This window comes from Pseudomonas sp. WS 5010 (assembly GCF_012985565.1).
Classification (GTDB): Bacteria; Pseudomonadota; Gammaproteobacteria; order Pseudomonadales; family Pseudomonadaceae; genus Aquipseudomonas.
The window spans coordinates 676,991-702,894 of record NZ_JAAQWQ010000002.1 but is presented as its reverse complement, the minus strand read 5'-3'; the positions used below and the strand labels follow the sequence as shown (position 1 = coordinate 702,894).

The 25,904-nt window shown below is 58.6% G+C and carries 18 protein-coding genes; 10 read left to right on the top strand and 8 right to left on the bottom strand.

The features are described 5' to 3' along the window. Nucleotides 1–142: 142 nt before the first annotated feature. Nucleotides 143–697 carry an adenylate kinase gene (locus tag HBO11_RS07770; protein WP_169951458.1) on the top strand — a complete coding sequence of 185 codons (555 nt, stop codon included), beginning with the start codon at nt 143–145 and terminating at the stop codon, nt 695–697. Nucleotides 698–739: 42 nt separating this feature from the next. On the opposite strand, the gene HBO11_RS07765 is transcribed toward HBO11_RS07770, so the two are convergent. Further along, on the bottom strand, nt 740–1,303 hold the full coding sequence (locus HBO11_RS07765) for a recombinase family protein (RefSeq protein ID WP_169951460.1): 564 nt from the start codon (nt 1,301–1,303) through the stop codon (nt 740–742). A gap of 318 nt (nt 1,304–1,621) precedes the next feature. On the opposite strand from HBO11_RS07765, the gene HBO11_RS07760 reads away from it, so the two are divergent. Together HBO11_RS07760 and HBO11_RS07755 are read left to right on the top strand one after the other, a co-directional pair. Further along, complete coding sequence (locus tag HBO11_RS07760) at nt 1,622–2,689, top strand: fatty acid desaturase (RefSeq protein WP_169951462.1); 1,068 nt, start codon at nt 1,622–1,624, stop codon at nt 2,687–2,689. A gap of 140 nt (nt 2,690–2,829) precedes the next feature. Beyond that, entirely contained in the window at nt 2,830–3,975 is a 1,146-nt protein-coding gene (locus HBO11_RS07755) for a serine hydrolase domain-containing protein (RefSeq protein WP_169951464.1), read from the top strand. A gap of 117 nt (nt 3,976–4,092) precedes the next feature. On the opposite strand, the gene HBO11_RS07750 is transcribed toward HBO11_RS07755, so the two are convergent. The 5 genes from HBO11_RS07750 to HBO11_RS07730 form a co-directional block, all read right to left on the bottom strand. Beyond that, complete coding sequence (locus HBO11_RS07750) at nt 4,093–6,498, bottom strand: TonB-dependent receptor (RefSeq protein ID WP_169951466.1); 2,406 nt, start codon at nt 6,496–6,498, stop codon at nt 4,093–4,095. 76 nt (nt 6,499–6,574) lie between these two features. Then, nucleotides 6,575–7,510 (bottom strand): FecR family protein, encoded by a 936-nt coding sequence (locus tag HBO11_RS07745; RefSeq protein WP_169951468.1) that lies wholly within the window; start codon nt 7,508–7,510, stop codon nt 6,575–6,577. A gap of 5 nt (nt 7,511–7,515) precedes the next feature. Next, nucleotides 7,516–8,022, bottom strand: coding sequence for an RNA polymerase sigma factor (locus tag HBO11_RS07740; protein ID WP_169951470.1), 507 nt, complete (start codon nt 8,020–8,022; stop codon nt 7,516–7,518). 135 nt (nt 8,023–8,157) lie between these two features. Further along, complete coding sequence (locus HBO11_RS07735; protein WP_169951472.1) at nt 8,158–9,570, bottom strand: amidase; 1,413 nt, start codon at nt 9,568–9,570, stop codon at nt 8,158–8,160. A gap of 87 nt (nt 9,571–9,657) precedes the next feature. After that, nucleotides 9,658–10,950, bottom strand: coding sequence for an MFS transporter (locus HBO11_RS07730; protein WP_169951474.1), 1,293 nt, complete (start codon nt 10,948–10,950; stop codon nt 9,658–9,660). 98 nt (nt 10,951–11,048) lie between these two features. On the opposite strand from HBO11_RS07730, the gene HBO11_RS07725 reads away from it, so the two are divergent. Then, entirely contained in the window at nt 11,049–12,032 is a 984-nt protein-coding gene (locus tag HBO11_RS07725; protein ID WP_169951476.1) for an Lrp/AsnC family transcriptional regulator, read from the top strand. A 77-nt stretch (nt 12,033–12,109) separates the two neighbouring features. Here HBO11_RS07725 and HBO11_RS07720 read toward each other — a convergent pair whose 3' ends face one another. Further along, nucleotides 12,110–14,548, bottom strand: coding sequence for a membrane-bound PQQ-dependent dehydrogenase, glucose/quinate/shikimate family (locus tag HBO11_RS07720; protein ID WP_169951478.1), 2,439 nt, complete (start codon nt 14,546–14,548; stop codon nt 12,110–12,112). 440 nt (nt 14,549–14,988) lie between these two features. Here HBO11_RS07720 and HBO11_RS07715 point away from each other — a divergent pair, with 440 nt between their 5' ends. From HBO11_RS07715 to HBO11_RS07695, 5 genes are all read left to right on the top strand, one after another. Continuing rightward, on the top strand, nt 14,989–15,936 hold the full coding sequence (locus HBO11_RS07715; protein WP_169951480.1) for an AraC family transcriptional regulator: 948 nt from the start codon (nt 14,989–14,991) through the stop codon (nt 15,934–15,936). A gap of 107 nt (nt 15,937–16,043) precedes the next feature. Next, entirely contained in the window at nt 16,044–17,420 is a 1,377-nt protein-coding gene (locus tag HBO11_RS07710; protein ID WP_169951482.1) for a Rieske 2Fe-2S domain-containing protein, read from the top strand. Continuing rightward, nucleotides 17,417–17,905 (top strand): benzoate 1,2-dioxygenase small subunit, encoded by a 489-nt coding sequence (gene benB, locus HBO11_RS07705; protein WP_169951484.1) that lies wholly within the window; start codon nt 17,417–17,419, stop codon nt 17,903–17,905. Before HBO11_RS07710 ends, benB begins: the two co-directional genes overlap by 4 nt. 10 nt (nt 17,906–17,915) lie before the next feature. Continuing rightward, complete coding sequence (benC, locus tag HBO11_RS07700; RefSeq protein ID WP_169951487.1) at nt 17,916–18,938, top strand: benzoate 1,2-dioxygenase electron transfer component BenC; 1,023 nt, start codon at nt 17,916–17,918, stop codon at nt 18,936–18,938. 10 nt (nt 18,939–18,948) lie between these two features. Next, a complete protein-coding gene (locus HBO11_RS07695) occupies nt 18,949–19,710 on the top strand; it encodes a 1,6-dihydroxycyclohexa-2,4-diene-1-carboxylate dehydrogenase (protein ID WP_169951489.1) in 762 nt (253 codons plus the stop codon). 202 nt (nt 19,711–19,912) lie between these two features. On the opposite strand, the gene HBO11_RS07690 is transcribed toward HBO11_RS07695, so the two are convergent. Continuing rightward, nucleotides 19,913–24,787: an RHS repeat-associated core domain-containing protein gene (locus tag HBO11_RS07690; RefSeq protein WP_169951491.1), complete on the bottom strand. Its 4,875-nt coding sequence runs from the start codon at nt 24,785–24,787 to the stop codon at nt 19,913–19,915. 155 nt (nt 24,788–24,942) lie between these two features. Here HBO11_RS07690 and HBO11_RS07685 point away from each other — a divergent pair, with 155 nt between their 5' ends. After that, nucleotides 24,943–25,887: a Dyp-type peroxidase gene (locus HBO11_RS07685; RefSeq protein WP_169951960.1), complete on the top strand. Its 945-nt coding sequence runs from the start codon at nt 24,943–24,945 to the stop codon at nt 25,885–25,887. Nucleotides 25,888–25,904: the final 17 nt, after the last annotated feature.

The following is a 25,904-nucleotide window of genomic DNA, read 5'->3' as shown; positions in this document are numbered from 1 at the left end:
TTTGTCGCATCTTAGTGCGGGGCGACGGGGTTCAGCAAGAACAAAAGGGGACAGATCCATTTAATTAAACAGATCCCCCCCATTCCCGCTGCGTGGATAAAACTCGTAGACTCCAAAGCCGCTTACATTCATGGAGAGAACAGTGCGCATCTATATCACCGGCGCTTCGTGTGCAGGCGTCACGACCTTGGGGCAAACCCTTGCAGCGTCGTTGGGCGTACCCCATGTCGATGTGGACGACTTTTACTGGTTACCCACCAATCCGCCTTTCACAACCAAGCGACCACCCAACGAGCGCGTCTGTTTGATCAAGCGAACACTTGGCGATCAAGGCTGGGTGTTGACCGGCTCTGCTGATGGCTGGGGAGAAGCGCTTATCAGCCATGCCAGCCTGATCGTCTTTGTGACGACACCCACACCTGTGCGCCTTCAGCGCCTGGACCTGCGTGAAAAGGCGCGTTTTGGCGAGCGCATTGCCCAAGGTGGCGATATGCATGAAATACATATCGCCTTTCGCGAGTGGGCCTCGCAGTATGACGACCCACTTTTTAGCGGACGCAATCGAGCGCGGCATGAGGCGTGGATTTCAAGGCAGGTGGTGCCGGTGTTGCCTATCAACGGGGAGAGCGCTGCCGAGCACATGGTTGCGGATGTGCTGCATGCGGTTTCGCAAATAGCCCAGGAGCCGGTCATTTAAGGTCCATGCCATGGACTCTTCATTATGTGACTGACAAGTCCGCTATGTAGATTTCAAGTACCGATAAAGTGTCTGGCGACTGATTTCAAAATCGCGCGCTAGTTTAGATTTACTTTCTCCCGCACAGGCACGGTCAATTAAACTTACAACCTGATTGTCGGACAGTTTTTTCTTGCGCCCTCTATAAACTCCCCGCATCTTTGCGCGGGCAATGCCTATTGCCTGTCTTTCCATCGTCGCAGTGCGTTCGAACTCTGCGATCATCTCCATTACCGCAATGATGGGCTCCATAACTTCAAGGCAGTCGTGTCGGAAAACCAGGTTTTCGCTCAAAAATTCCAGGTTTACCTGCTTTTCAATCAACCGGCGAATCAGGGTACACAGTTGCTCGATGCTGGAGGTGAGCGCTGCCATGCTGTCGACAACCACGGTATCCCCGCACTGTGTATAGCGAATCAGCCGTTCAAGGCCTGGGCGATTTGCGGCATTGTCTGCAGCCTCATCGCAAAACACTGCGTCAAATACATCATGGCTCGTTTTTTTCTCCGCGCTACCCTCGGATTCTTGTAGAGAGAGCCGGAAATATTTGATGCGATGCAATCTCATAGTGCCTCCTTGGCAATACTTGTACGCAGTTGTTTTATCCTTGTACAAACTGTAACTAAATTATTAAAACTTACACAAATTCCTGTAACACTGAGCTCGCCCAAAATACACAGTTGCAAAGAATTGAACTTATCTTATCATTTTGAAGCTTGGAATGATCCTAACAAGTTTTCCGTAAACAGTCGATTTCATATTTATTGAGCGGTGCGCGTGAATTCGCGCAGTGAATTTGAATGTCTACTGTTTTATCGCTCAAACAATTGATGTGACCGGCTTGACGAAGCTGGTAATTCCCCGATGCAAGCAGAGGATGAATGGATGAAGGTCTTGGAAGAAGCCATCGAAATTGATCGCCTAAATACCGATCAGGAAAAGATTGATCATGTAACCCGGCGCATTACCGAACATGGGAACGACCTACGCAAGCGCTACCCGATCCTGCAGCATCAGGATGCTCTGGGAGCGAGTGTCATGGTGTTTTCCCTGGTAGGCATGGTGGTCACGGGAGGGCTCTATATCAAGGGTTTTATCCCTGGCTGGATGTGTATTTTTATTAACGCGCTGCTGACTTCTTTTATTCATGAAATCGAACATGATTTGATTCATCGGCTTTATTTCAGAAAAAAACCGCTGGCCCATAATGCCATGATGTTTTTTTGCTGGTTGGCGCGACCGGGAATGCCCAGCCCGTGGTTAAGACGCAGCCTGCACTTTCATCACCATAAAGAATCCGGAACTGACTCGGATGTCGAGGCCTGGATCACTACCAGTGGTAGCCCTTGGGGAATCCTGCGGTTGTTGAAACTGATGGATGGATTTGTCTTTGGTTTCCTAAACGCGGTTTTTGCTCCGGGATGGCGGCAAAAGGTAAGATTGTTAGGCAAAATCATTCGACTCAACACACCGTTCGGCCTTGTGTACTGGGGGTGCTGGTATGTGTTCCTCGGCTACCACCTGTATGTCTGGCTTGGGTCAATCAGCGGGGCGCAGGTTCATAGTTCTGCGGCAACGCTGGCGCTAATGGAGGTGGTCAATAATGTAGTCGTCATTCTTATCGCTCCAAACCTGATAAGGCAGTTCTGCCTGTTCTTTGTAAGTTCAAATATGCATTACTATGGCGACGTCGCCCCGCGTAATGCGTTACAACAAACCCAGGTAATGAACCCTTGGTGGTTGTGGCCGTTCCAGATGTTCTGTTTTAACTTTGGCAGCACGCACAGTATTCATCACTTCGTTGTGAGGGACCCGTTCTATCTGCGTCAGATGACGGCGCCTTATGCCCATAAAGTCATGGCGCAGGCAGGTGTCAGGTTCAATGACTTCGGCACATACAAGCGTGCGAACCGTTTTTCCCTGGATCACTCGCAAACACGGTCGCGCGGGTGAAGTTCGCGAAAAGTATTATCAGCTGATAGTTACGGCCCAGCCGTAATCCGTAAATGGGGCTGCCAGGCGGCATGTTTCTTGTCGCCTGGCAACTTTGTTAATGCTCAATAGCAATACTTCAAATGCGAGGAGTCTGAGGTATGAAGGCACAAGGGATGTGTGCAAAACAGTTCGAAGCGGTCAAGCAGGCTTTCGAGCAGATGTTTGATGATCCGCAGGAGCGTGGAGCCGGGCTTTGCGTGCAGGTAGGCGGGGAGATGGTCGTCGACCTGTGGGCCGGTATGGCGGATCAAGAGGGCACCCAGCCGTGGACGCGCGATACATTGGCCAATACCTTCTGCGTAGTAAAGCCCTATGTGGCGGTGGCGGTGCTGATGTTGGTCGAGCAGGGCAAGCTGGAGCTGGATGCACCCGTGGCCCGTTACTGGCCTGAGTTCGCCCAGAGCGGCAAAGCCCGGGTGACCTTGCGTCAGGTGATGAATCACACCGCGGGCCTGCCGGCGCTGCGCGCCCCCGACCACAACCCCATGATGTTTGACTGGGAACACATGATACGGGTGCTGGAGGCCGAGCCGCTGTGGTGGGAGCCGGGAACCGACCTGGGGTACGGCACCACCACCTTTGGCTGGATACTCGGTGAGTTGATTCGTCGGGTGGACGGCCGCGATGCCTGCGTCTTTATCCATGACGAGATTCTGGACCCTCATGACCTGGACGTTCACCTTGGCGTGGACGAACAGCACTTTCATCGTATCGCCCGGTTCGACAGTGCCACCGGGCGAGTCGGCGATCCTTACTCGCAAGCGTTGCGAGCAGTGCTGAAAAACCAGCCATCGCACATCGCGACATATGCCTTCACCAATCCCGGAATGGTGCCCAGACGCACCAGCGACCCTCGCTGGTGGGCCTATCGCCAACCGGCTGTGTGTGGACACGGTACCGCTCACGGCCTCGCCGGTTTCTACAGTGCATTGCTGGCGGGAAACTTTATCGGGCGCGAAATGCTCCGTGAGTTCACCCAAGAGCACAGTCACGGCATGGATCGCTCATGGATGCGCCCAATGCGCTACGGCCTGGGTTGCATGCTGGAGCAGCAAGTCGACCCGACGGCTTCCCTTGCAATGGGCCCCCGCGCCTTTGGTCATCTGGGCCTTGGCGGCCCGGTGAGTTTTGCCGATCCCGACAGTCGCGTGAGCTTTGGTTTTGTCACCACGACCTCGGGCAGCCATACGATGATTGATCCGCGTCCTGGCCGGCTATCCGCGCTTGTTTATGCGGCGCTTTGAAGGGGCGTTCATTTATCAGTTGCCTTTGCAGCTCGTCACTTGAGGATAAGGTCGACAAACTCGCGCCCTATCTATCCTGCTCATGTCCGTCCTTGGACATGAGCGTCGAGCCGCTTCTTAGAAGCTGTAGCGGGCAGTCAGTTTGAAGTTACGCGGGTCGCCGTAGACGTCATACGGTTCATAGCCGCCGTTGGCGATGCTGACGTAGTAGGTACGGTCGAACAGGTTGTTTACGTTGACCTGCAAATCCAGTTGCTCGCTGGCCTTGTAGCCTGCCACCAGGCCGGCCACGGTGTACGAGCCCTGCCGGTTTTGCCATGCACTGGTACCGCTGCCCCCTGCGGTGCGGATCTGGCTCTGCTGATAAACATCACCGCCAATGCGCCAGCGTTGCAGGTCGCCGGGCAGGGTGTAGAGGGTGGACAGCTTGAATAGCTGGCGCGGCAGCCGGCGGTTGAAGTCCTGGCCTTCCAGGGTTGCAGTGGCGTCGTTGACGTACTTCGTCTGGGTGTAGGTGTACCCGCCGGCCAGTTGCCAGTTTTCGCTCAGGGCGCCCTGGATTTCCAGGTCCACACCGCGGCTGCGCACCAGGCCGGAAGACTCATAGCACTCACTGTTGGCGGTTGCACCGCAGCCTTTGACATCCGGCAATTGCTGGGCGCGGTTCTTCTGGTCAATCTGGAAAACCGCCAGGCTGGCGTTCAGTGCGCCATCAAAGTATTCGCCCTTGATACCCACCTCGTAGTTCTCGCCCACGATAGGCACCACCACTTGTCCACCGAGGCCTTTCTCGGTCTGTGGCTTGAAGATATCTGTGTAGCTGACATAGACCGAGTGATTGGTGTCCAGGTCATAGACCAGCCCGGCATAGCGGGTCAGATTGCGCGTGACCTTGTAGCTGCTGGCAGGGTTTGCCCTGCTTTGGAATTCGTACCAGTCCAGACGGCCGCCGAGAATCAGCGACAGCGGGTCGGTCAAGCGCAGGCGGGTGCTGGTATAGAGGCTGTCCTGAGTCGTCGTCTCGAGACGGCCGTCGGGGCCTTTGACGATAGTGGGCTTGGTGTGGCCACGCGGGTCCCACGCGAACAGATCGACGTTGCTGTCGATGAACCTTTCCCAAATCTTACCGGTACGATAATCCAGCTGGCGCTTGCTGACGCCCACGGTGAAGTCATGTTCCTGGCCCAGTAGCTGGAAGGGGCCGCTGAGGGCCAGGTCATAGCCTTTCTCTTTCTGCTCCATGGCTTGCGTCCATAGATAGTGGCGGTTGTATCCCCATATGGAGGAGGCCAGCACGTCGGTGTTGGTCATCGACTGCATGGCTGCCATGCGCAGCTTCCAGTCATTGGCGAAACCATGCTCTAGGGTCGCGAAATACCCGGTGGTGCGGTTGTCCATGTATTCATAGTCATGCCCCAGGAACGTGTCCCGGGGTAGTCCTAGATGACCACCGCCACGGGCCATGGGCAAACCGCCCCAGACGTAGTTGGTGTAGTCCTTCTGCCGGTAGGCCCCCAGCGTCAGCGTGGTGGTATCCGTCAGGTCGGCGTCCACGACGCCGTAGTACAGATCGGCGTCGCTCTCTACCGACTCGCGAAAGCTTTTCGAGTCCTGCCGCGAGAGCACCGTACGGGCACGCAAGGTGCCGCTTTCGTTGAGCGGGCCGCCAATGTCCAGGGTGCTGCTGTAATCGTCCCAACTGCCGGCACTGCCGGTGAGCACGGCCTGGAATTTGTGGGTCGGGCGCTTGCGCACCAGGTTGATCGCCCCAGCCGGGCTGCCCGCGCCCTGGGCCAGGCCGGTGGCGCCACGCACGATTTCCACCCGGTCATACATGGCCAGATTGGCTTCGCTGCTGGGCAGGTAGGTGAGGAAACTGGTGGGAAAGCCGTCGTACATAATGGTGTCGACGTCGAACCCGCGCGCGCTGAACGTGGGTCGCCCAACGCCGCCGGAGTTATTCAGGAAAAAGCCCGGTGCGCTTTGGGCCACATCGCTGATGGTGGTCATGGCTTTGTCGTCTATGCGTTTGCGCGTGACCACGCTGACCGACTGCGGCGTTTCCCGCAAGGTCAAGGGGAGCTTGGTGGCGGTCTGCATGGCCCCGGTGGTGTAGGAGCCGGTGTTCTCGGTGGTTTCACCCATCTGCTGGCCGACGATTGCCGTCTCCCCCAATTGCAGGGTGCTGCTCGATTCGGGGGCCTTTTCCAGCATCACGCTGTTTGCGCCGGTCGTGCGCCAGGTCAAGCCGCTGCCTTTCAAGACGTCAGCCAGTGCCGCTTCTGGCTCTTTGGGGCCGACGACTCCAAGGCTGTTCTTGCCGACTACCAGCGTGCCATCAAAAATCACCTGTAAACCGCTTTGAGCAGCCAGGCGGTTCAGCGCGCTCGCCAGGGGTTGCGGTGCAATGTTGAAAGAGTGAGGGGCAGCCACTGCCAGGCCGGATATCAGCACGCACAAGAGGGCGAGCGGGGCGGCGGACAACGATTTTATGTGCAGCCCTTCAGGTAACGGATGGTGCATCAGTGGTCTCCCTAATACGAAGCATTATCGTTCTAGGGAAGGAAGACGGCTGACACGCCAACACCCGTAAAAATAGTCAAGTCTTGGAGGAGATCACCAGCAGATAGTCGGTGTAGCGCTCGATCTTGAGGGCAAAGACGTTCTCCAGCGTCGTCAGGCCCTCGTCCAGGTCGTTGAGCTGAAAGGTGCCGCTGACCTTGAGTGCGCCCAGGCGCGAGTCCCGCAGCACTATGATTCCCGGACGATAGCGTTCGAGTTGCTCAAGCACCTGCGCCAGCGGTGTCAGCTCGAAGACCAGGCGACCTTGCTCCCAGGCCAGCATCGTGTCGACGTCCACACGCTGCTTGGCGCCCAGGCCATCGGCACGCCCGCCAACGGTCTCGCCAGCGCCGAGCGTCACCTTGTCAGGCTCGCCCGTGACGGCCACACGCCCGCGGCGCACCGTGACATCCACGTGCTCTGCATCACGGCGCACGGCGTAGATCGTGCCCAGGGCCGTCGCGCTCAAGGCTCCCGCCTGCACACTGAAGGGCCGCTGCGGGTCCGGCTTCACGTCGAACACGGCCTCGCCTTTGCGCAGGGTAATGCGCCGCCCATCGTCAGTGAATTTCACATCAACGGCGCTGTTGGCATTCAAGGTGATCTGCGAACCATCAGCTAGCACGACCTGTCGACGTTCACCGGTGCCGGTGTAATAGTCGGCATCCAATGCCATTCGTTGCGCCCATGTCACGCCGAGCCCGAGCACCAACGACGCCGCGATACCCATTGCCCACAGGCGACGCGCGGACGGCTGTGCCGAAGCAGCAGGCTGGGCCAGATGCGCACTTAAGCTCCACATCCGACGCGCTTCGACAAACGCCTGCTGATGCTCCGGCGCCTGTTCGCACCATGCCCGCGCCGCCGCTACATCCGATGGCTGCACCGAACCCGAGGTGAGGCGAATCACCCACGCGTGGGCAGTGCGCTGGATTTCGCTGAGGGATGGCGTGGTGTGGGGTTGATCATGCATACCGGCTATCGTTGCAGGCATTGGCTGAGAAAGTCGAGCGCAATAGCCAATTGTTTTTCCACCGTACTGACCGAGACCTGCAGTTGCAGGGCCACTTCCTTGTGTGGCAGGTTTTGCAGCCGACACAGCGTGAATATCTCCTGGCACTGGGTAGGCAAGCGGTGCAGAGCGTGAGCCATCGCGGCCAGTTCTTGTTGCGCGACCACCACATCGAACAGCGCCGGGCTCTCGCCGGTCACCTCGTAGAGGTAGGCGGTGCCTTCGTCGAGGCGCTCTCGCGTCTGCCTGCTGCGCGCATGATCAATCGCCAAGTTGCGCGCAACTTTAAAGATAAAGCCGCGTAGATTGAGCACCGGCTTGCGGGGTGGCTGGCGGAGCAGGCGCAGGTAGGTTTCCTGGGTCAGATCGGCCGCAGTCTCAGGATTGCGCAACTGACGATGAAGAAACGAACGCAACTCGGTGGCATGGGCCCGAAACGCCACCTCAAGCTCTTCGGTGGTCATGCTCGACATTAGCAGAGATCACGCAGAGGAAAGTCCTGCACTTTAATGATAGTGCTTCGCATTAACAATCTTTTCTTGGGCTGCCATCTCGATCGGCCTGTGACTGGGACTGGTCGTTTTGGGCGATTGCTGTTTGTACCTGGTTTAAAGCCCCCATCGCTCAAGCTCAGGCGTGCGCCCGTCAAGTAAAAGCGAAGGCGCCATGGCGCTCGCTGTTTTCAGCAAGTGCATATCTGTAAATACCGGGCCTAGCAGCTGCACGCCAATCGGCATCTGGGCCTCATCGAATCCGGCGGGCAGGGCGATTGCCGGAGTGCCCAGGTAATTACTGGCTCGGCTGAACTTGCCAATACTGGCGTGATTGGCGTCCTCGTCATCCAGGGGCAAGGCACCGTGGCTGCTGACAGGCATCAACAACACCCCGGATGAGCCGATCGCGCGGGTGAATGCCGCGGCTGTCGTTGCACGCTGCGCAACGGCGTGTTCGTAGGCATCACGGCTGATATCCGCACCCGCCAGGATTCGATTGCGTACCACCTTCCAGAGTAGCTGCGCGGGGTCATGGGCCAGGTGCCCAAACTCGCGATAGCCCTCATAAGCAATGATCATCGAGTTGCATTCGGAAAGCTGAGCGATATCCAACTCAACATTGGGAGCCCAGCTTTCGAGCGTCCAGCCGGCCGCGTTCAGATTGCCCAAGGCCTGGTCCCATACCCGGCGGGTGCCAATGGACAGCGCACTGGGGAACGCACTCTGGTCCAGTACGAATATGGTGCCAGGCTTGGTGGGCACCCACTCACTGGCAAGTTCAGCCTGAACCTTCAACCCATTGCCCGTATACGGGCTGGCAATGATGGCGGTGAGCGCATGCGCGTCGTTTACGTCGCGGGCGATTGGGCCCAGCACATCCAGGCTGGGAGCCAGTGGAACGACACCGTCCAGGCTGATGAGGCCGCTGGACGGTTTGAAGCCAACCAAATGATTAAGCGATGCGGGAGCTCGTATCGATCCGCCGGTATCGCCACCGACGGCAATCGGTACCAGCCCGGCCGCGACAGAGACCGCCGCGCCTGAAGAGGACCCGCCCGGGGCGCGATGCAACTTGGCGTCCCAGGGGTTCCAGGGCGTGCCTCGGGTCGGGTTCTGCCCGGATAAGCCGAAGGCAAATTCGGTCATCTGGGTCTTGCCGACGATAACCATTCCCGCCGCCTGTAATCGTTGCGCGACGGCGCTGGTCGCGGAACTGATAGTGGTCAGGCGGCTTAACGAACCTGCCGAGGCCAGGGTGTTGGCGATTTCGATGTTGTCTTTGATGGCAACCGGCACGCCATGCAATGGGCTCAAGGGTTGGCCTGTATCGAGTGCACTGTCGGCGGCATCGGCGGCCGCCAAGGCTTGCTCTGCGAACACTATCGTGAAGGCGTTAAGCGCGCTGCTGCGTGCAATACGGTCCAGAAAGTATTGCGTGACGGCGCGCGAGGTGATCTGCCGGGTAGCGATCAGATGGGCAATCTGCAGGGCAGTCTGGAAACAAAGGGCTTCGGATCGTTCGCACATAATTTCTGGATTCTAAGATTTGTGAGTCGGTATCCCCGTGTTCGACGGGCGTTGACGGGGATCGCATCGCGTTGTTCGAGCCAGTGCCTATTTCAGTGGTTTTCCGGCGGTCTCTGGCATTTTGATGAAGGTCAGAAGGGTGAGCGCGGCGCCTGCGAGCACGTAATAGAAGAACCAGCTCTCTTGGCCGTGGCTCTGCAGCCAAGTCAGCAGGTATGGCGTAGTACCGCCGAGCAAGGCCACCATCAGGTTGTAGGGCGCACCAATACCGACGGCGCGAACGCTGCTCGGGAATTGTTCAGACATGATGGCTGGGGCGATCGAGGTATAAAGCGCGTAGAGCAACAGGCCGAACAGCTCCACCATCAGGATCGACGAGAACGTCGGCTGCATGTTGGTGATAATCGGGTAGAAGAACAGCAGGTAACCCAGGGCAAAAACGATCAGTTGCGGCTTGCGCCCGAACTTGTCTGAGAGCATGCCGAACAGTGGGTGCACGAGCATGAACGCAATCATGGCAACCGTATTTGCCGCAAAGGCTGTCGAGGACTCCACGTGCAGTGCTCGGATGGCATAGGTGGGGATGTAGATAACGAACAGGTAGAAGGCAAATGTGCTGAGGATCGAAAAGCCGACAATTCGCAGGGTCTCGCGCGGATAATCCCGCAGCAGGGTGCGTAGGGGTTGCTTCTCTACCTTTTTAGCCGGTTGCGAGGTGCAGGCTTCGGTTTCAGGCACCGACATACGCAGCCAAATACCAGCGACACCGCCCAAGGCACCGAGCAAGAACGGTATGCGCCAGCCGAACTCTCTCATCTGTTCGTCGGTGAGCAGGGTAGTAAGGGCCCAGCCGATCGCCGATGCGGTCAGAATGCCTGCGGCGGAACTGAAGAAGACAAAGCTGGAAAAGAAGCCGCGACGGTGGTCTGGCGCTAACTCGGCCAGGTAAGTAGAGGCCGACGCGTATTCACCGCCCAACGACAAACCCTGCATCAGTCGTGCAACCACCAGCAACACCGGCGCTAGCAGCCCGATCTGCTCATAGGTGGGGGTAATGCCGATCATCAGTGAGCCGCCAGCCATCAACATGATGGTGACGCCCAATGCTGATTTGCGGCCATAGCGATCAGAGTAGATCCCCAGCGCCCAACCACCGATTGGACGCATGAAGAAACCTACGGCGAAAATAGCGAAAGTCGCCAGCAGGGACGCCGTTTCGTCAGTTTTCGGAAAAAACTGTGTAGAAAAGAACACCGCGAACGACGCATAGATCGTCCAGTCGAACCACTCCACCGCGTTCCCAATGCTGCCAGCCGCAATTTTGCGCGCGATTGATACCTGCGGCTTTACCGCTTGGGACGTTTGAGTCGCATAATTCATTGGCTTGTGCCTTTGGTTTTTGAATTGTAATTATTTTTAGACATTTGCTGGTTTGTTTTGTTTTAATTTGGCCACTTGAGCGAAGGTATTGTAAGAATATGGTCTCGTCAACCGTTGAGTCGGATGAAAAAAGACATTTTGCGCTGGATGAAACCGATCTGGCCTGCCTGGTTGCACTACAGGCAAACCCCCGTGGCACTTGGCGGGATTTGAGTGCGTGCTGCGATGTGGCCGAGCGGACGCTTTCGCGTCGCCTGCAACGTTTGATGGACAGTGGATATATCCGGGTGATCGGCGAGCTTGATCCGGTTGTCGTCGGGAGTGGCCCGGTGCTGCATGCGTGGATTCGGGTAGCCGACGGGCGGCAGAAGGAAGTAGCGGAGCACTTGGCGCAACTGGCACAGACGCAGGTGGTGATGGCGACAACTGGAGAGTTCGACATCTTCACCGAGATCAATTTGCCGAATGTGGAAGCGCTGTCTGACATGGTGGTGCGAGCGTTGCCGCTGGTGCCGGGAGTAAGGCAGGTTCAATCGCAGGTGGTGCTCAGATCGTTCCGACGAGCGAGTCGCTGGCGGATTGACGGTTCGGTGCCTACTGAACCGGTGCTGGCCGGGCCTGTGAGCCTGAATGCCGATGAGATGCGGCTACTGGGCGCGTTAATGCTCGATGGAAGGGCCAGCCTGGGCGTGCTTGCCCAAACCTGTGGCGTCAGTGAACCGAAGGTTCAGCGGATGCTGAGTGGGCTGGTCGACAGTAATGCCCTGACCTTTCGTGTGGAGCTTGAACCGCTGTTGGTTGGCTATGGGGTAGAGGCGATCCTGTCGTTACAAACCCGACCGGGTGCGGCAGATGGCATTGCCCTGGAGCTGGCAAAGGATGAGCACACGCGTTGCCTGTTCGGTACCAGCGGACGTTCGCAGTTGTTTTGGCATGTGTTGTGTCGTGATATTCATGATCTGTGGGCCGTTTCAACGGCGCGGATGGGGTCCCTGGAGGGGATCATTTCTTGTGAGACCAACACGGTGGTCAGAGCCTATAAAAGGGCAGGGCGAGTGCGTCGCGGGCTTATGGTTGAGTAGTGTCCAGGCCTGCCTCCCAGCCAGCAAAAATAATCCCCGAAACCGGGGATTATTTTTAGACGGCACTAACCAACGATTTATGGTTTATCGGCGCTCTCTGGCAGCGCATACGCAATGATGTAGTCACCCACATCCGGCGAATGGCTCATGCCACCCGCCGAGATCACCACATACTGCTTGCCGGTGGCCGGTGACTTGTAGATCAGCGGTGCCGCAACCGCACCCACTGGCAGGCGGGCTTTCCACACCTCTTTACCGGTGGCCGACTCAAGAGCCCGCAGGTAGTAGTCCTGGGTGCCGGCAAAGAACACCAGCCCCGAGGCCGTCGAGGTCGGGCCCCCCAGCGTTGGCATGCCCAGCGGGATCGGCAGGTGGGTTTTGATACCCAGCGGGCCGGTATCCTGCACGGTGCCCAACGGAACCTGCCAGACCAGTTTCTGCGTGTTCAGGTCGATGGCACTCATGCTGCCAAATGGCGGGGTGTTGCACGGCACGCCCAGGGGCGACTGGAGGATGTCGATTTTCACCCCACCATAGATGCCGGCAACTTGTGGGCGAATGGTGCCCATGAAGCCAGGCACTTCATCGGTCGAGACTTTGAACTTCTTGGTGTTTTCCTTGGTAACCAGCGCCATGCGCAAAGGGACGCGCATGTCGTTGACGAACATCATGCCGGTGTTTTCGTCGATAGAGATGCCACCCCAGTTCATGCCGCCCAGCAAGCCCGGCCATTCGATGTAGGGCTTTTCAGTTGGCGGGGTGAAGGGCCCTACGTAAACGGAGTCCTTGAACATGATCCGGCAGTACAGTTGGTCGAAGGTGCTTACGCCCCACATGGACTTTTCGGTCAGTGGCTCGGCACCAATCACCGGCATGCCTACCGAATGGGGTTGCGTCGGCGACAGGTGCTCGCCTTCGGCCGCTGGCGAAGTAGGCACCGCCCGCTCCTGAACTTCAGTGACCGGTTGGCCGGTGCGGCGATCCAGGACAAAGATATTGCCGGTTTTGGTGGTCTGGATAAGCACCGGCGTTTTTTCGCCCTGGGCGTTCTTGATGTCGTACAGCACAGGTTGGGAGGGTAGGTCGTAGTCCCACACATCGTGGTGAACGGTCTGGTAAACCCATTGGGTTTTGCCGGTCGAAGCATCGACGGCGACGACAGCCGAGCCATACTTTTCCTTGGCCTGGTTGCGGTCGCCACCCCAATAGTCAGGCGGACCGTTACCGGTGGGCAGGTAGACCAGGTTCAATGCCTTGTCGTAGGTAGGAATGGTCCAGACATTGGGGGTTTCCAGGGTGAACTCTTGGTCGCCAGCGGTTGCATCCTGGCCCTCAGGCGCACCAATGTCCCATGCCCACACCAGCGCGCCGGTCAGCACGTCGAAGGCACGCACAGCGCCAGAAGGCTCTTTGGCGACGATGTCACGCACCCAGCCGCCGACCACGGTGAGATGGCCCATGACCACCGGCAGCGATGTGGGGTGATAGCGCTTGCTGTTCTCGGTCGGGCCCATGCCTTTTTTCAGGTCGACGTAACCCTTGTCGCCAAAGTTCGCGCACAGGCTGCCGGTGTGCGCATCAAGGGCAAACAAACGGGCATCCACAGACGACACCAGAATGCGCTGACGGCATTGTTGCTGGTCGCCGTACGACGTTTTGACTTCAGCGCTCAGACTGTCGTCCTTATCGATGTCGTAATAGCCCACGCCACGGCAAGTTACGTGCTCTGCGCTGCTGGCATGGGGATCGAACTTCCAGATCGGCTTGCCAGTATCGCCGTCGAGGGCGGTGATCAGGTTTTCCGGCGTGCACGAATACAAGACGTTGCCGATCTGCAGCGGAGTGTTTTCGTCCACACCGGCGCCGCCCCCTGTGGTTCTGCGGCCGGTTCGGTAGATCCAGGCAACTTGCAGGTCCTTGACGTTTTGCGGGGTGATTTGGTTGAACGGCGCAAAGCGGGTGCCTGATGCACTACGGCCAAAGGATGCCCAGTTTTCGGACGCCGAGGCGGGCTCCGTGGGTGCGGGCGCAGCCTTCGCGGCGACTGGATTGGAAATCGCACCGTGCGGATAGAACGCCGCCACAAACGTTGCGATCAGCCCCGCAAACACAACGAGCCCCATGCCGTTGGCCAAACGCCGGGCGCGTGATGAAGTGGTGGGGAACGTAGCGCCGACCCATAGGCTGAGCGCCAGGACAATTGCCGGAACGACCAGGCGCGGCAGCAGTTCCCAGTAACTGAACTGGCCCACTTCGTAAAACGCCCAGGCACAGGTTGCCAAGGCGATGATGACTGAAAGGGCAAGGCCTATCCCTTTGCGCAAGAACATCAGCGCCGCCAGCAGCAAATACGCCAGCCCCGCGATCAAGTAGTAACTCGAGCCGCCCAGCGCAACCAGTTTGAAACCGCCGTAAATCATTGCCAGCGCTACGAGCAGCACAAGCAAGCAAAACAGCACCCTCGCGGTCGTGCCAAGTGCAACTTTGCGAGTTTTGGGTTGATGATCATCCGTCATTTTTTTAATACGTTCCGTTAGTCAATGGAAAGTGCACGCAATCAATGTGCAGGGGGCAAGGCATTCAAACGGCAGCAGGCAGTCGCGCTGATCGGGGCTGGCGGGGAGGGGGTAGTCAATCGACGCGGGCGCCGCCGAGGGCTCTAGGAAAGGGGGTTTGGCGTTGGATCGCCTTATAAGAGTTAGCGCGTTATGGCTGCCTGGAAATTGCGCGCAGTTTAGGCGCAGGGTTTTTCCGGATAAATACTCAAGGTAGAAAAGCATTATTGATGAAACAGTAACAATGGACTGCATGCGCTGCGTGATCGCCGGCCTGGTGCGGACTACCGAGTCGCGAAAAGCTCACCATACCTTAAGGGTATCCATTTAGACCTTATCCATATTGGACGCTCGCGACATCACGCCTCAGCCTGAGGCCAATAACTATAAAGAGGCGCACCATGACCGTGCTATTGAGTGAGCGCAGCCAGATTTTCCAGGGTGCCGATGCCTACGCCGTGTCGGATTATGTCAACCAGCACGTGGGCAACCACTGTATCCGTCTGCCGCCCAAGGGCCGGCCCCTGGCGAGTATCAGCCACCGGACCTTTTCCAGCCTGGACCTGTGCCGTATCAGCTATGGCGCGCCGGTGCAGGTGACGTCGGTGGCGCTGGAAACCATCTATCACTTGCAGATCCTGCTGAGCGGGCACTGCCGCTCCAATTCCCGGGGCAACGCGCAGGTCTTCGGGCCGGGGGAGATCCTGCTGATCAATCCGGATGACCCGGTGGACCTGACCTATTCCGCCGATTGCGAGAAATTCATCATCAAGTTGCCGGTGCGCCTGCTGGAAAATGCTTGCCTGGCGCAGCACTGGACGCTGCCACAACCGGGTATTCGTTTTGCGGCGGCGCGCCATGCGCTGAGTGAGATGGATGGTTTTCTACAGTTACTGGGGCTGATCTGCCATGAGGCGGAAAACGCCGTCGAGCCGCAAGTGCAGGACCTGTATGAGCGGATTGTCGCCAACAAGCTGTTGGCGCTGCTGGCCAGCAATGTGTTGCGGGTGGTGCCCCAGGCGGCGCATGGCGGTGGTTTCGAGGCGGTGCGCGAGTTTATCGAGGAGCACCTGGGCGAGGACATCGGTATCGAGCAATTGATGGCGGTGGCCAAGGTCAGCGAGCGGTCGCTGTATAGCCTGTTTGCGCGCCAGGTCGGCCTGTCGCCCCGTGATTATGTGCGCCGGCGCAAGCTGGAGCGGGTGCATGCGCGTTTGCAACTGAGCAGTGCGCGCAGTGTGACGGAAGTGGCGCTGGACCATGGCTTCATGCACCTGGGGCGGTTCTCCGAGGCCTATCGCAAACGCTTTGGCGAGCTGCCTTCGCAGACCTGGAAGCGCCATCGCTAAGCGGCTCGCGCCAGCCGGATACTGATGTGCAGGAAGCGGATATTGAGGAGTGGGAGGAGCACGTACGGTGAGGGCGCCTGATACAAGAACAACGGAGGGCCTGCCCCATGACCACTACACTCGACCGCCTCGCTGCACAATTGCGCGAGTCCGTTCAGGAAGATCCCGCTACCGGGGTATTTCGCTGCCGCCGCGACATTTTTACCGACCCCGACCTGTTCGCCCTGGAGATGCAGCACATCTTCGAAGGCGGCTGGCTGTACCTGGCCCATGAAAGCCAGGTGCCGGCAATCAACGACTACTACACCACCTGGATCGGCCGCCAGCCGGTGGTCATCACCCGCGACAAACAGGGTACTTTGCATGGCCTGGTCAACGCCTGTGCCCACCGTGGCGCCATGCTGTGCCGGCGCAAACAGGGCAACAAGGGCTCATTTACCTGCCCATTCCACGGCTGGACCTTCAGCAACGCCGGCAAGCTGCTCAAGGTCAAGGACGGCAAGACCGGCGCCTACCCGGACAGCTTCGACTGCGACGGCTCCCACGACCTCACGCGTCTGGCGCGCTTTGAAAACTACCGTGGCTTTCTGTTCGGCAGCCTCAGCGAGGCGGTGCCGCAACTGAGTGATTACCTGGGCGAGACCCGGGTCATCATCGACCAGATGGTCGACCAGGCCCCCCTGGGCCTGGAGGTACTGCGCGGCAGTTCCTCGTATGTCTACGACGGCAACTGGAAGCTGCAGATCGAGAACGGCGCCGACGGTTACCACGTCAGCTCCGTGCACTGGAACTACTCGGCGACCATGGGCCGGCGCAACTACGAGGCCGAAGGCACGCGCACGGTCGATGCCAATGGCTGGTCGAAAAGCCTGGGCGGCGTCTACGCCTTCGATCACGGGCATATCCTGCTGTGGACGCGCCTGCTCAACCCCGAGGTGCGCCCGGTGCATGCCCACCGCGCGGCACTGGCCGAGCGCCTGGGCCAGGCGCGTGCGGACTTTATTGTCGACCAGACCCGCAACCTGTGCCTCTACCCCAATGTGTACCTGATGGATCAGTTCTCCACGCAGATCCGTGTGGTGCGGCCCCTCGCGGTGGACAAGACCGAAGTGACGATCTATTGCATGGCGCCAATTGGCGAAAGCGCCGAGGAGCGGGCAACGCGGATCCGCCAGTACGAAGACTTCTTTAACGTCAGCGGCATGGGCACGCCGGATGACCTGGAAGAGTTCCGCGCCTGCCAGACCGGCTACCAGGGCGCGACCACCCTGTGGAATGACCTGAGCCGTGGCGCCAAGCAGTGGGTGGAAGGGGCCGACGACAACGCCAGGGCCATGGGCATGCACCCGCAATTGAGCGGGGGCAAAACCGAAGACGAAGGCTTGTTCGTGCGCCAGCATGCGCATTGGGCCGCAAGCCTGCAGCGTGCAATAGAACGTGAACAGCCAGGCCTGATCGCCAGCGACCGGGAGGTGCAGCCATGAGCCTGTCCCGTGACTGCCTGCTGGACTTTCTGTACCGCGAGGCGCGGCTGCTGGATGACCGCCAGTGGGATGAGTGGCTGGCGTGTTATTCGCCCAAGGTGCAATTCTGGATGCCCGCCTGGGACGACTACGACACCCTCACCGAAGACCCGCAACGCGAAATCTCGCTGATCTACTACCCCAGCCGCGATGGCCTGGAAGACCGCATCTTCCGGATCAAGACCGAACGCTCCAGCGCCAGCACGCCCGAGCCGCGCACCGTGCACTTGCTCTGCAACCTCGAAGTGCTGGCCGACGATGGCGCCCAGGTGCAACTGCGTTTCAACTGGCACACCCTCAGCCACCGCTACAAGACCACCGACAGTTATTTCGGCACCTCCTTCTATAGCCTGGACATCCGCGGCGAGCAGCCGCTGATCACGCACAAGAAGGTGGTGCTGAAAAACGATTACATCCACCAGGTCATCGACATCTACCACATCTGAGGACACCGCCATGACGTATGCCATTGCCCTGAACTTCGAAGATGGGGTTACCCGTTTTATCGACTGCAAGGTGGGGGAGAAGGTGCTCGATGCTGCTTTCCGCCAACGCATCAACCTGCCCATGGACTGCTCGGACGGTGTCTGTGGCACGTGCAAGTGCCGTTGTGAAACCGGCGCCTATGACTTGGGCGATGACTATATCGAACACGCCCTGAGCGCGAATGAAGCCCAGGAGCGCCAGGTACTGACCTGCCAGATGGTGCCGCAGTCCGATTGCGTGATTGCCGTGCCGGTACCGTCCAGCGCGTGCAAGACCGGCACCACGCAGTTCGTCGCGACGCTGGCCAGCATCACGCGCCACGCCGATGCCGCACTGCAGGTGAGTTTCGAACTGGATCAGGCGCCGGTGTTTCTACCCGGCCAGTACGTGAACATCGGCGTGCCCGACAGCGGGCAGACGCGCTCCTATTCATTCAGCAGCCGCCCTGGCGACACGCACGCCAGTTTTCTGATCAAGCATGTACCGGGCGGGTTGATGAGCAGTTGGCTGGAGCGCGCCCAGCCGGGCGACAGCGTGCCGATGACCGGGCCGTTGGGCAGTTTTTACCTGCGTGAGGTGCACAGGCCGCTGCTGTTATTGGCCGGTGGCACCGGCCTGGCGCCGTTCCTGTCGATGCTTGAAGTGCTGGCCCTGCGGGGGGAAAGCCGGCCGATCACGCTGATCTATGGGGTGACGCGGGATCAGGACCTGGTGCTGGTCGAGGCCCTGGAGGCCTTCGCTGCGCGGTTGCCCAACCTCACGCTTGTCACCTGCGTGGCCGATCCGCAGACCGCGCACCCGCGCCAGGGGTATGTCACCCAGCATATGGCCGGCGACGTTCTCAACGATGGTGATGTCGACGTTTACCTGTGCGGGCCGCCGCCGATGGTCGATGCGGTGCGCGAACACCTCAAGCAGCAAGGCGTGAGCCCGGCCAGCTTCCATTACGAAAAATTCACCGCCAATGCCATGGCCAACTGCGATGCCGCCTGAGGAAACCAGCATGAATCTACGTTTTGACACCAAGGTTGCGCTGGTCACCGGTGCCGCCCAGGGCATCGGCCGGCGCGTCGCCGAGCGTTTGCTGGCGGAGGGCGCCTGGGTGGTCGCAATCGATCGCTCGGAACTGGTGCACGAGTTGCAGCATGCCCGGGCGCTGACCCTCATCGCCGACCTGGAGCAGCATGCCGAGTGTGCCCAGGTGATGGCCGCCGCCAAGGTGCGTTTCGGGCGCATCGATATCCTCATCAACAACGTCGGCGGGACCATCTGGGCCAAGCCCTTCGAGTATTACGCCGAGGCGCAAATCGAGGCCGAAGTGCGCCGTTCGCTGTTCCCCACGCTGTGGTGCTGCCATTGCGTGCTGCCCTACATGCTGGAGCAGGGCAGTGGCGCCATCGTCAATGTGTCGTCGGTCGCCACACGGGGGGTCAATCGCGTGCCGTATGGCGCGGCCAAGGGTGGAGTGAATGCCTTGACCGCCTGCCTGGCCCTGGAAACCGCCGGCAGCGGCATCCGCGTCAACGCCACTGCACCCGGCGGCACCGAAGCACCGCCCCGGCGCATCCCGCGCAATAACCAGCCGCAGAGCGCGCAGGAGCGCGCGTGGTACCAAAAAATCGTCGACCAGACCCTGGATAGCAGCCCGATGAAGCGTTACGGCAGCATCGACGAACAAGTGGGCGCGATCCTGTTCCTGGCCTCTGACGAGGCCTCCTACATCACCGGCGTGACCTTGCCGGTAGGAGGGGGCGACCTTGGTTGATTTGCCTTTTACCTGCAGGGTCTGCCGTGCCACTGGCTTGGGCATTCGAATACGCAATGTGACGGCGCGCTCAAACTACCGCAGCGACCTCAATGAGAACCGGCTGAACCTCCGTTACACCTGGACGCAGCTTTAAACCCTGAAAGAGCAGGGCCCCTGGCCTTGCTCGGTCAGTTTTTTGCAAGGCGCAGGGTGTACCGAATCATCTACCTTTACTGGTCAACCACAACCCCCTGAAACTGCCGAAGGGCAACCAAGTAATATCACCGATGAATGTATCGGCAAACTGAGCGGGCTCAGACTCAAGGACCCCCAGACCTCCCAGGACCCCCGAGGTCACGAACGAAAGCGTATTTACATCACCGGTATCGAACAGACTCGAAGTCCCCCGGGGGTGCAGTAGTGACGCATCGTTGTAGCGGACCTGCCAATTCACGGTTGGGCGGGGGAATGATTTTGCCCAGACGCGCTCCATTCCTCGGATTAGCCGCGACTGCCTGAGGGTGCCGGTCACGGCGTTTGATGTCTTGCTCATGAGGTTCCTGGCGACTGCTGGGAGAGACCGCCCCAGATACGCGCCAACCCTCACAACTTTCGCTGCCAGTGTGGTCAGCCCTGCTGCTGCTCCGGTGCTCAGGGATATCCAGGCCAGGATGCCGGAGGCCGCGGAATTGGTGTCCTGGATAACCACTGAGGCAATACCGGTCGCGAGCGAAGTGGCGGCGAGCCCAACAATCGCCGCCGTCAGTAACAGTGCCGTCCCTCCTGTCATCACGGCGGTCAATACACCGACCGCGCCCCACAGGTACGTATGAATCAAAGATCCTCCTTCGCCCAAGCCCTCCGGACCAGGCAGGTCGTCCCCCCAAATCGCCCGTAATTGCTTATCCACGGAAAAATGCCCGGTGGGGTCCTGATAATTGACCGGGTCCCCTTCGGCACAATAGCCATACAGATTGGGTCCACCCTTACCGAACGGGCTGAGGTCATCCTGGGTAAGAAACTGCATGCTGGATGCGTCATACCAGCGTTCGCCTGTGCCCAGCGGGTATTGGCCGGTGGTGCTGTCACGGTATTCGCCGTTGAAGCCCAGTACCGAGTCGGGCTCATCCGAAAAATGCTCGCCGTAGGCGGTATAGGCATGATGCTTGAGGGTCTGGGCCTGGACATCGTAGCTGACCAACACGCTGCCGTTGAGATCCCGCAGTTCAAACAGTGTTCTGTCGACCCCGGAGCGCTTGATTTGTTGGACCGTACAGGCGGCGCTGCCGGGGTTGAGGTTGCGGCTGTTGTCGTTACTGGCGGTGGCGTAATCCCCGCAAGCCTTGAGGCCGTCGTAGATCACTTGACTTGGCTCGTCACCGCCATTACGGGTCATCAGGCGTTTGGACGGGTCATAGCTATAACGCGCACTGCCAGCCTGGATGAGCCGCCCGAGCCAGTCATAGCTGTATTTTTTGCCCGTCTGGTCCTGGGTTACCCGTCCCGCTGCGTCATAACTCAAACTGGCAGACGCGATGTAGTCCGCGTGGCTGTTCTTGACTGTTGTAAGGCGGTAGCCATTGGCAGCGTCGTAGGTATAGGTTGCGGTGTTTTTCGCGGTGCCGATGGTGGTGATGCGGGTAAGCACGTTACCCAGTGCATCGTAGGTAAATTCCTGTTTGTCGATCTCCTTGTTCTTCGGCGTCCTTGGCCGCCAGACGCCAGTGGTGGTACAGGACTTGACCCGGCCGCCCGGCGTATAGGTCAGGCTGCGGGAGCCGAGGAGGGTGGCGCCCTGTTTCAATTGGGCCGATTTCAATTTGTCATCGGCGTAATAAGTTTGCTCCAGCAGGAGGTCAACTTTACCGGGGAGTATGAATTGGCGGCTGGTCTCACGTTGTTGCGGATCGTGGGTGTACTTCACATGGAATGTGATGGGGGAAGTGGGCTCAAGGTTGTAGGGGCCGGCAACGACTTCCTCCTGAAACAGCCCTTGATCATCGTAAATGTGGTCAGTGGTGTAGTGAAAGTTATTGCTGGCATAGCGCTGCCCGTTAGTCTTGTAGAGAAACAGTGTCTGGTTACTGAGTACGTCGGTACTGTCCAGCAAGCGCCCATTCATTGAGTGGGTGTAGAGCACTTCCTTGCTTTGACCTGGCTCGGTTTGCACCTGTTGCCGGGTGATACTGAGATAGAGGTCATGGTTGTACTGGAGGAACTGTTGGCCCTCGGTCGCCGTGGCAATACCTTGTGTGCCATAGGCGTAGGTAAAGGTGTTTTGCGCGCTGGCATCTGCGGTACTGGTCTTGGCCAGGCGATTGCCCAGCTCCTTGATGTAGTCATGCTTGAGCACGCGGCCGTCGGCGGTAGCAGTGGTCGCGGGTACTGTGCTTGTGCCGCTATAGGTGTAAGTCTCGGTGCAAGAGCCGCGTGTCAGCGAGGTTACCCGGCCCCAAGTGTCGAAGCTGCGCTTGCCCAGGACCTGCCGTTTGCCACCGGACTCAAGCTCGATTTGTGTGGCGTCCCTGAATAGCCAGTGCTGCGGGTAGGTGTAGTGGTAGGTATAGATGAAGGGCACGTCGAGCAACCCACGGCCTTTTTCGCTGCGCCGTTCACTCAGCAGGCGACCATTGGCATCGTAGATGTAGTTGATGGTGATAATTCCGAACTCGCTGTCGGTAACCAACTGTTTAATTTGCTTGGCCCGATTGTAACTGGCTGTCTGGGTTTGAAAGACGGCGCCGTTCTGGCCTTTCCATTCAATTTTCTTGATGGTTTCATCCGAGTTGTACGTCGTCACGGTGGTGTGCTTGTCGGCGGCCTTGCCGGTCCATTGCGTACGGGTCATGGCGACGGGGTCATATTGATTGAAGTCTTCCCGGCCATCGCTGTAGTGCTGGCTGCTGACTTCATTCCAGTCGTCGTATCGCATCTCTTGCCATTGGATGAGCTGGGTCCCGTGCCGGTCATAATCAAAACTTGATGTCCGTAGCTCACGTCCCAGGCTGTCATAGGTAACGGCCTTGGTTTGCTTACGCAGGTTACCTTCCAGCAAGTATTCACTCACCAACCGATCCTGCCCGTCGTATTGGGTCAAGTGGGTTTTTCCGTTGGGCTCGGTGACTTTCACTTGCCCGGGCGCGGGGTAAGCATAGGTGGTGACTTGGCGATACGTGGTGCTGTGCGCGCAGACGGTCAGGCTGAGTAACTGCCCGTATTGGCTATAGGTAAACTCGGTGCGATTGCCATCAGCGTCGACTTGGCGCAGGAGGCGGCCACTGAGGGTGCTTTGGGTTTGTGAAGACGTACGGGTCTTGCCGGTTGTGTCGGTGTCGGTGGTCGTGGTGGTCAGTTCGGTGTTACCAACCCCTCCCAGTGTGTAGTCAAAGGTGCGTATTGGATCGGTCTGCACGGGGCGTCGGTCCTTGGTCCCCAGGGTGCTCTGGGTAAGGGTCTTCACGCGACCCTTGCGAAAGTCGTCACCTTCGAAGTATTCGATAAGCTGGCCGATGAGTGCTGCATTGTAGTTCAGTTCGCTGGCGAGACTACCTTGTAAGGTACTGATGATTTTAGATTCGCTTAGATTGGGTATTTGTTTATAGGCGTGGTATTTAAAGGTGAAAATATTTAATAGTTGGGGGAATGTCCCTGGCAGCAGTTCTGGAATTATTGCCAGCAGCCCTGGATCGTCGACGATTTCAGTATCAACGTAAGTGGAAGGAAACAGCTGGGTGGGGAGTGTCAGGATAGGCGTCCATGATTCATCAGGCTCTTTGTCGGTCTGCTGCTCGGAAGTTAATGCGATCTGATTCAGCAAGTTTGTTAAGGTAGTCTCGCTCTCAGTAGATCTAATTTCACCTTTTTCTGGGGCAGGTATGTAGTCCACTACTGTAGTTACTCTTTCTTGTCGATTTCTGACAAGTGCAGAGTGGGTATTGAAGCGGTTTTCGTTTTTCTCTTCCCGACTCTTGCCGGCCTTGCTGTATATCGTCGATGTCGTGCGACTTAGTAGTTCTTCTTGCACAGTCATCGTGTATTTTTTTTGTGTTTGTGCCGCCCCTTGTACGAGCACTTCGGAGGTGACGTTGTGCTGTTCATTGTAGTTATAGGTCGTGGTGCGAATGGCCGGCACGCCCTCGCTCATGATCGTGCGGTAGTGATCCGGGTCCTGGCGCTGGTACACATAGGTGGTCACCACCGGTGTCCCGCCGCCATTGGGCGTCAGGGTATGGGTGCTGACACAGGGCAGGGCAGATAGCTTGGGGTTGTCCGGGAAGGTCAGTCCGTTGTCCTGATACTCCACCTGCTCCTGCAGCCCGTCAAAGCTGGTGATGTTGGTCAGCAGCCAGCCACAGGTCGGGTGATCGAGGTACTCGAAACTGCTTTTGATATCTGCTGCGAGGCTGACGGATTTAAGGGCATAATTCTCGATGGCCAGGCTGTAGCTCAGGGTTTCGGCGGCGTCGTCGGGCCAGAACGTCAACGTGGCCGAACTGATGACCGGCGTGGCGGCCGGGTCCCCTGGGGTGTATTGCACCTTGAGCAGGCTGCGGGTGGCGTCGCGGATTTCGGTCAACTGGATCTGGTAGTAGGTTGCGCCGCCGATCACATGGGCGGTGGTCATCCAGCTCAGGGTCACGCTGTTGTAACCATCGGTGGTCAGGGACTCGGGGACGTAGATGCCGGTATCTGGCAGCAGTACCAGCACTTCCTTGCGGCCACCTTTGCGGTGCACGGTCAACTTGCCGTTGTTCCATTGCGCAATCACGGCGGATTGCTTCAAATCTTTATCCTTTTCCACCGTCAACACTTCACCGGAATGCATCGTGAGCTTCTTGTGCTTTTCACTGTAGGTGGTCATGGCATAGAACCAGCCATCCCCCAGCGCTGCCTCGTTATTGACCACGGGCGTATTGTGCAGGCTCATTTCGATCACCGGCCCGTTGCCGGCATTGCCCGTCAGCGACGGCAAGGGCACGTAAACCTCAAACAACCCCGTGCGTGGGTCCACGACATTGCGCTTTTGCGTGGTGGCATTGAAGATCGGATCGTTTTCGTCGTCGGTTGGGTCGGTGCCCATGGGGTTGTGCGCCATCATCCTCTCCTTGATTTTTACTCTGTTCAAAAACTACGCGACGGCGAACGCGCACATAACTGTCAAATCTCACAGTCGTTTATATCGTTTAGTAATGGGTGTAGGATTTTTTACTCTCTCCTTTAACCGTGGAGCTGCGTGTGGAATCCGTCACGATGAACCCGAATATTGAACCTCAGGCTGTGTGCACTCCGATCACCCGCGCGGCCATTTTTATGGTCGCCACACTTGCTCCCGGTAGCGATGCGGCCAGGACGGTACGCCAGTGGTGCGGCGATATCGCCGCCCTTACGCGCTCCGTGGGCAAGCGCGTGCCCGACGGTAGCCTGACCTGTGTCTGCGGCTTCGGCTCGACGGCCTGGGACGCGCTGTTCGGCAACCCACGCCCGGCGTCCCTGCATCCGTTTCAGGCAGTTGGCGTAGCGGGGCGCATGGCGGTTGCCACGCCTGGGGATGTGTTGCTGCACATTCGCGCCGAGCGCATGGACCTGTGTTTTGAACTGGCCACGCAAATCATGGCGGCCCTGGGGGATGCGGTGGTCGTGGTGGATGAGGTCCAGGGATTTCGCAATTTCGACATGCGCAGCATCATCGGGTTTGTCGATGGCACCGAGAACCCGACCGGGCGCAAGGCTGTCGGTTTCACCATCGTCGCTGACGAAGACCCGGCGTTCAGTGGCGGCAGCTATGTGCTGGTGCAAAAGTACCTGCACAACATGGGCGCCTGGAACGCGTTGTCCACCGAGGCCCAGGAGCGGGTGATCGGGCGTACCAAACTGGCGGATATCGAACTGGCGGATGAGGCCAAGCCGAGCAACTCCCACAGTGCCTTGACCACCATCACCGAGGATGGCGAGGAAGTGAAGATCCTGCGCGACAACATGCCCTTCGGCCGGCCGGGAGCGGGGGAGTTCGGCACCTATTTCATTGGCTATGCGCGCACGCCGCAGCCGCTGGAGCTGATGCTGGAGAACATGTTTGTCGGCCGGCCTGCCGGCAACTATGACCGGCTGCTGGATTTCAGTACGGCGGTCACCGGTGGCTTGTTTTTTGTGCCGTCCGCGGATCTGCTGGAAGAACTGGCCGAGCGTGAGCCTTAGGGGCGGCCACGCTCGGC

Coding starts and splice junctions, on each gene's coding strand:
- HBO11_RS07740 (WP_169951470.1), bottom strand. CDS start 8,022: ATGTCGAGCATGACCACCGAAGAGCTTGAGGTGGCGTTTCGGGCCCAT.
- benB (WP_169951484.1), top strand. CDS start 17,417: ATGAGCCTGTCCCGTGACTGCCTGCTGGACTTTCTGTACCGCGAGGCG.
- HBO11_RS07755 (WP_169951464.1), top strand. CDS start 2,830: ATGAAGGCACAAGGGATGTGTGCAAAACAGTTCGAAGCGGTCAAGCAG.
- HBO11_RS07715 (WP_169951480.1), top strand. CDS start 14,989: ATGACCGTGCTATTGAGTGAGCGCAGCCAGATTTTCCAGGGTGCCGAT.
- HBO11_RS07735 (WP_169951472.1), bottom strand. CDS start 9,570: ATGTGCGAACGATCCGAAGCCCTTTGTTTCCAGACTGCCCTGCAGATT.
- HBO11_RS07745 (WP_169951468.1), bottom strand. CDS start 7,510: ATGCATGATCAACCCCACACCACGCCATCCCTCAGCGAAATCCAGCGC.
- HBO11_RS07685 (WP_169951960.1), top strand. CDS start 24,943: ATGAACCCGAATATTGAACCTCAGGCTGTGTGCACTCCGATCACCCGC.
- HBO11_RS07710 (WP_169951482.1), top strand. CDS start 16,044: ATGACCACTACACTCGACCGCCTCGCTGCACAATTGCGCGAGTCCGTT.
- HBO11_RS07695 (WP_169951489.1), top strand. CDS start 18,949: ATGAATCTACGTTTTGACACCAAGGTTGCGCTGGTCACCGGTGCCGCC.
- HBO11_RS07720 (WP_169951478.1), bottom strand. CDS start 14,548: ATGACGGATGATCATCAACCCAAAACTCGCAAAGTTGCACTTGGCACG.
- HBO11_RS07750 (WP_169951466.1), bottom strand. CDS start 6,498: ATGCACCATCCGTTACCTGAAGGGCTGCACATAAAATCGTTGTCCGCC.
- HBO11_RS07690 (WP_169951491.1), bottom strand. CDS start 24,787: ATGGCGCACAACCCCATGGGCACCGACCCAACCGACGACGAAAACGAT.
- HBO11_RS07760 (WP_169951462.1), top strand. CDS start 1,622: ATGAAGGTCTTGGAAGAAGCCATCGAAATTGATCGCCTAAATACCGAT.
- HBO11_RS07765 (WP_169951460.1), bottom strand. CDS start 1,303: ATGAGATTGCATCGCATCAAATATTTCCGGCTCTCTCTACAAGAATCC.
- benC (WP_169951487.1), top strand. CDS start 17,916: ATGACGTATGCCATTGCCCTGAACTTCGAAGATGGGGTTACCCGTTTT.
- HBO11_RS07730 (WP_169951474.1), bottom strand. CDS start 10,950: ATGAATTATGCGACTCAAACGTCCCAAGCGGTAAAGCCGCAGGTATCA.
- HBO11_RS07725 (WP_169951476.1), top strand. CDS start 11,049: ATGGTCTCGTCAACCGTTGAGTCGGATGAAAAAAGACATTTTGCGCTG.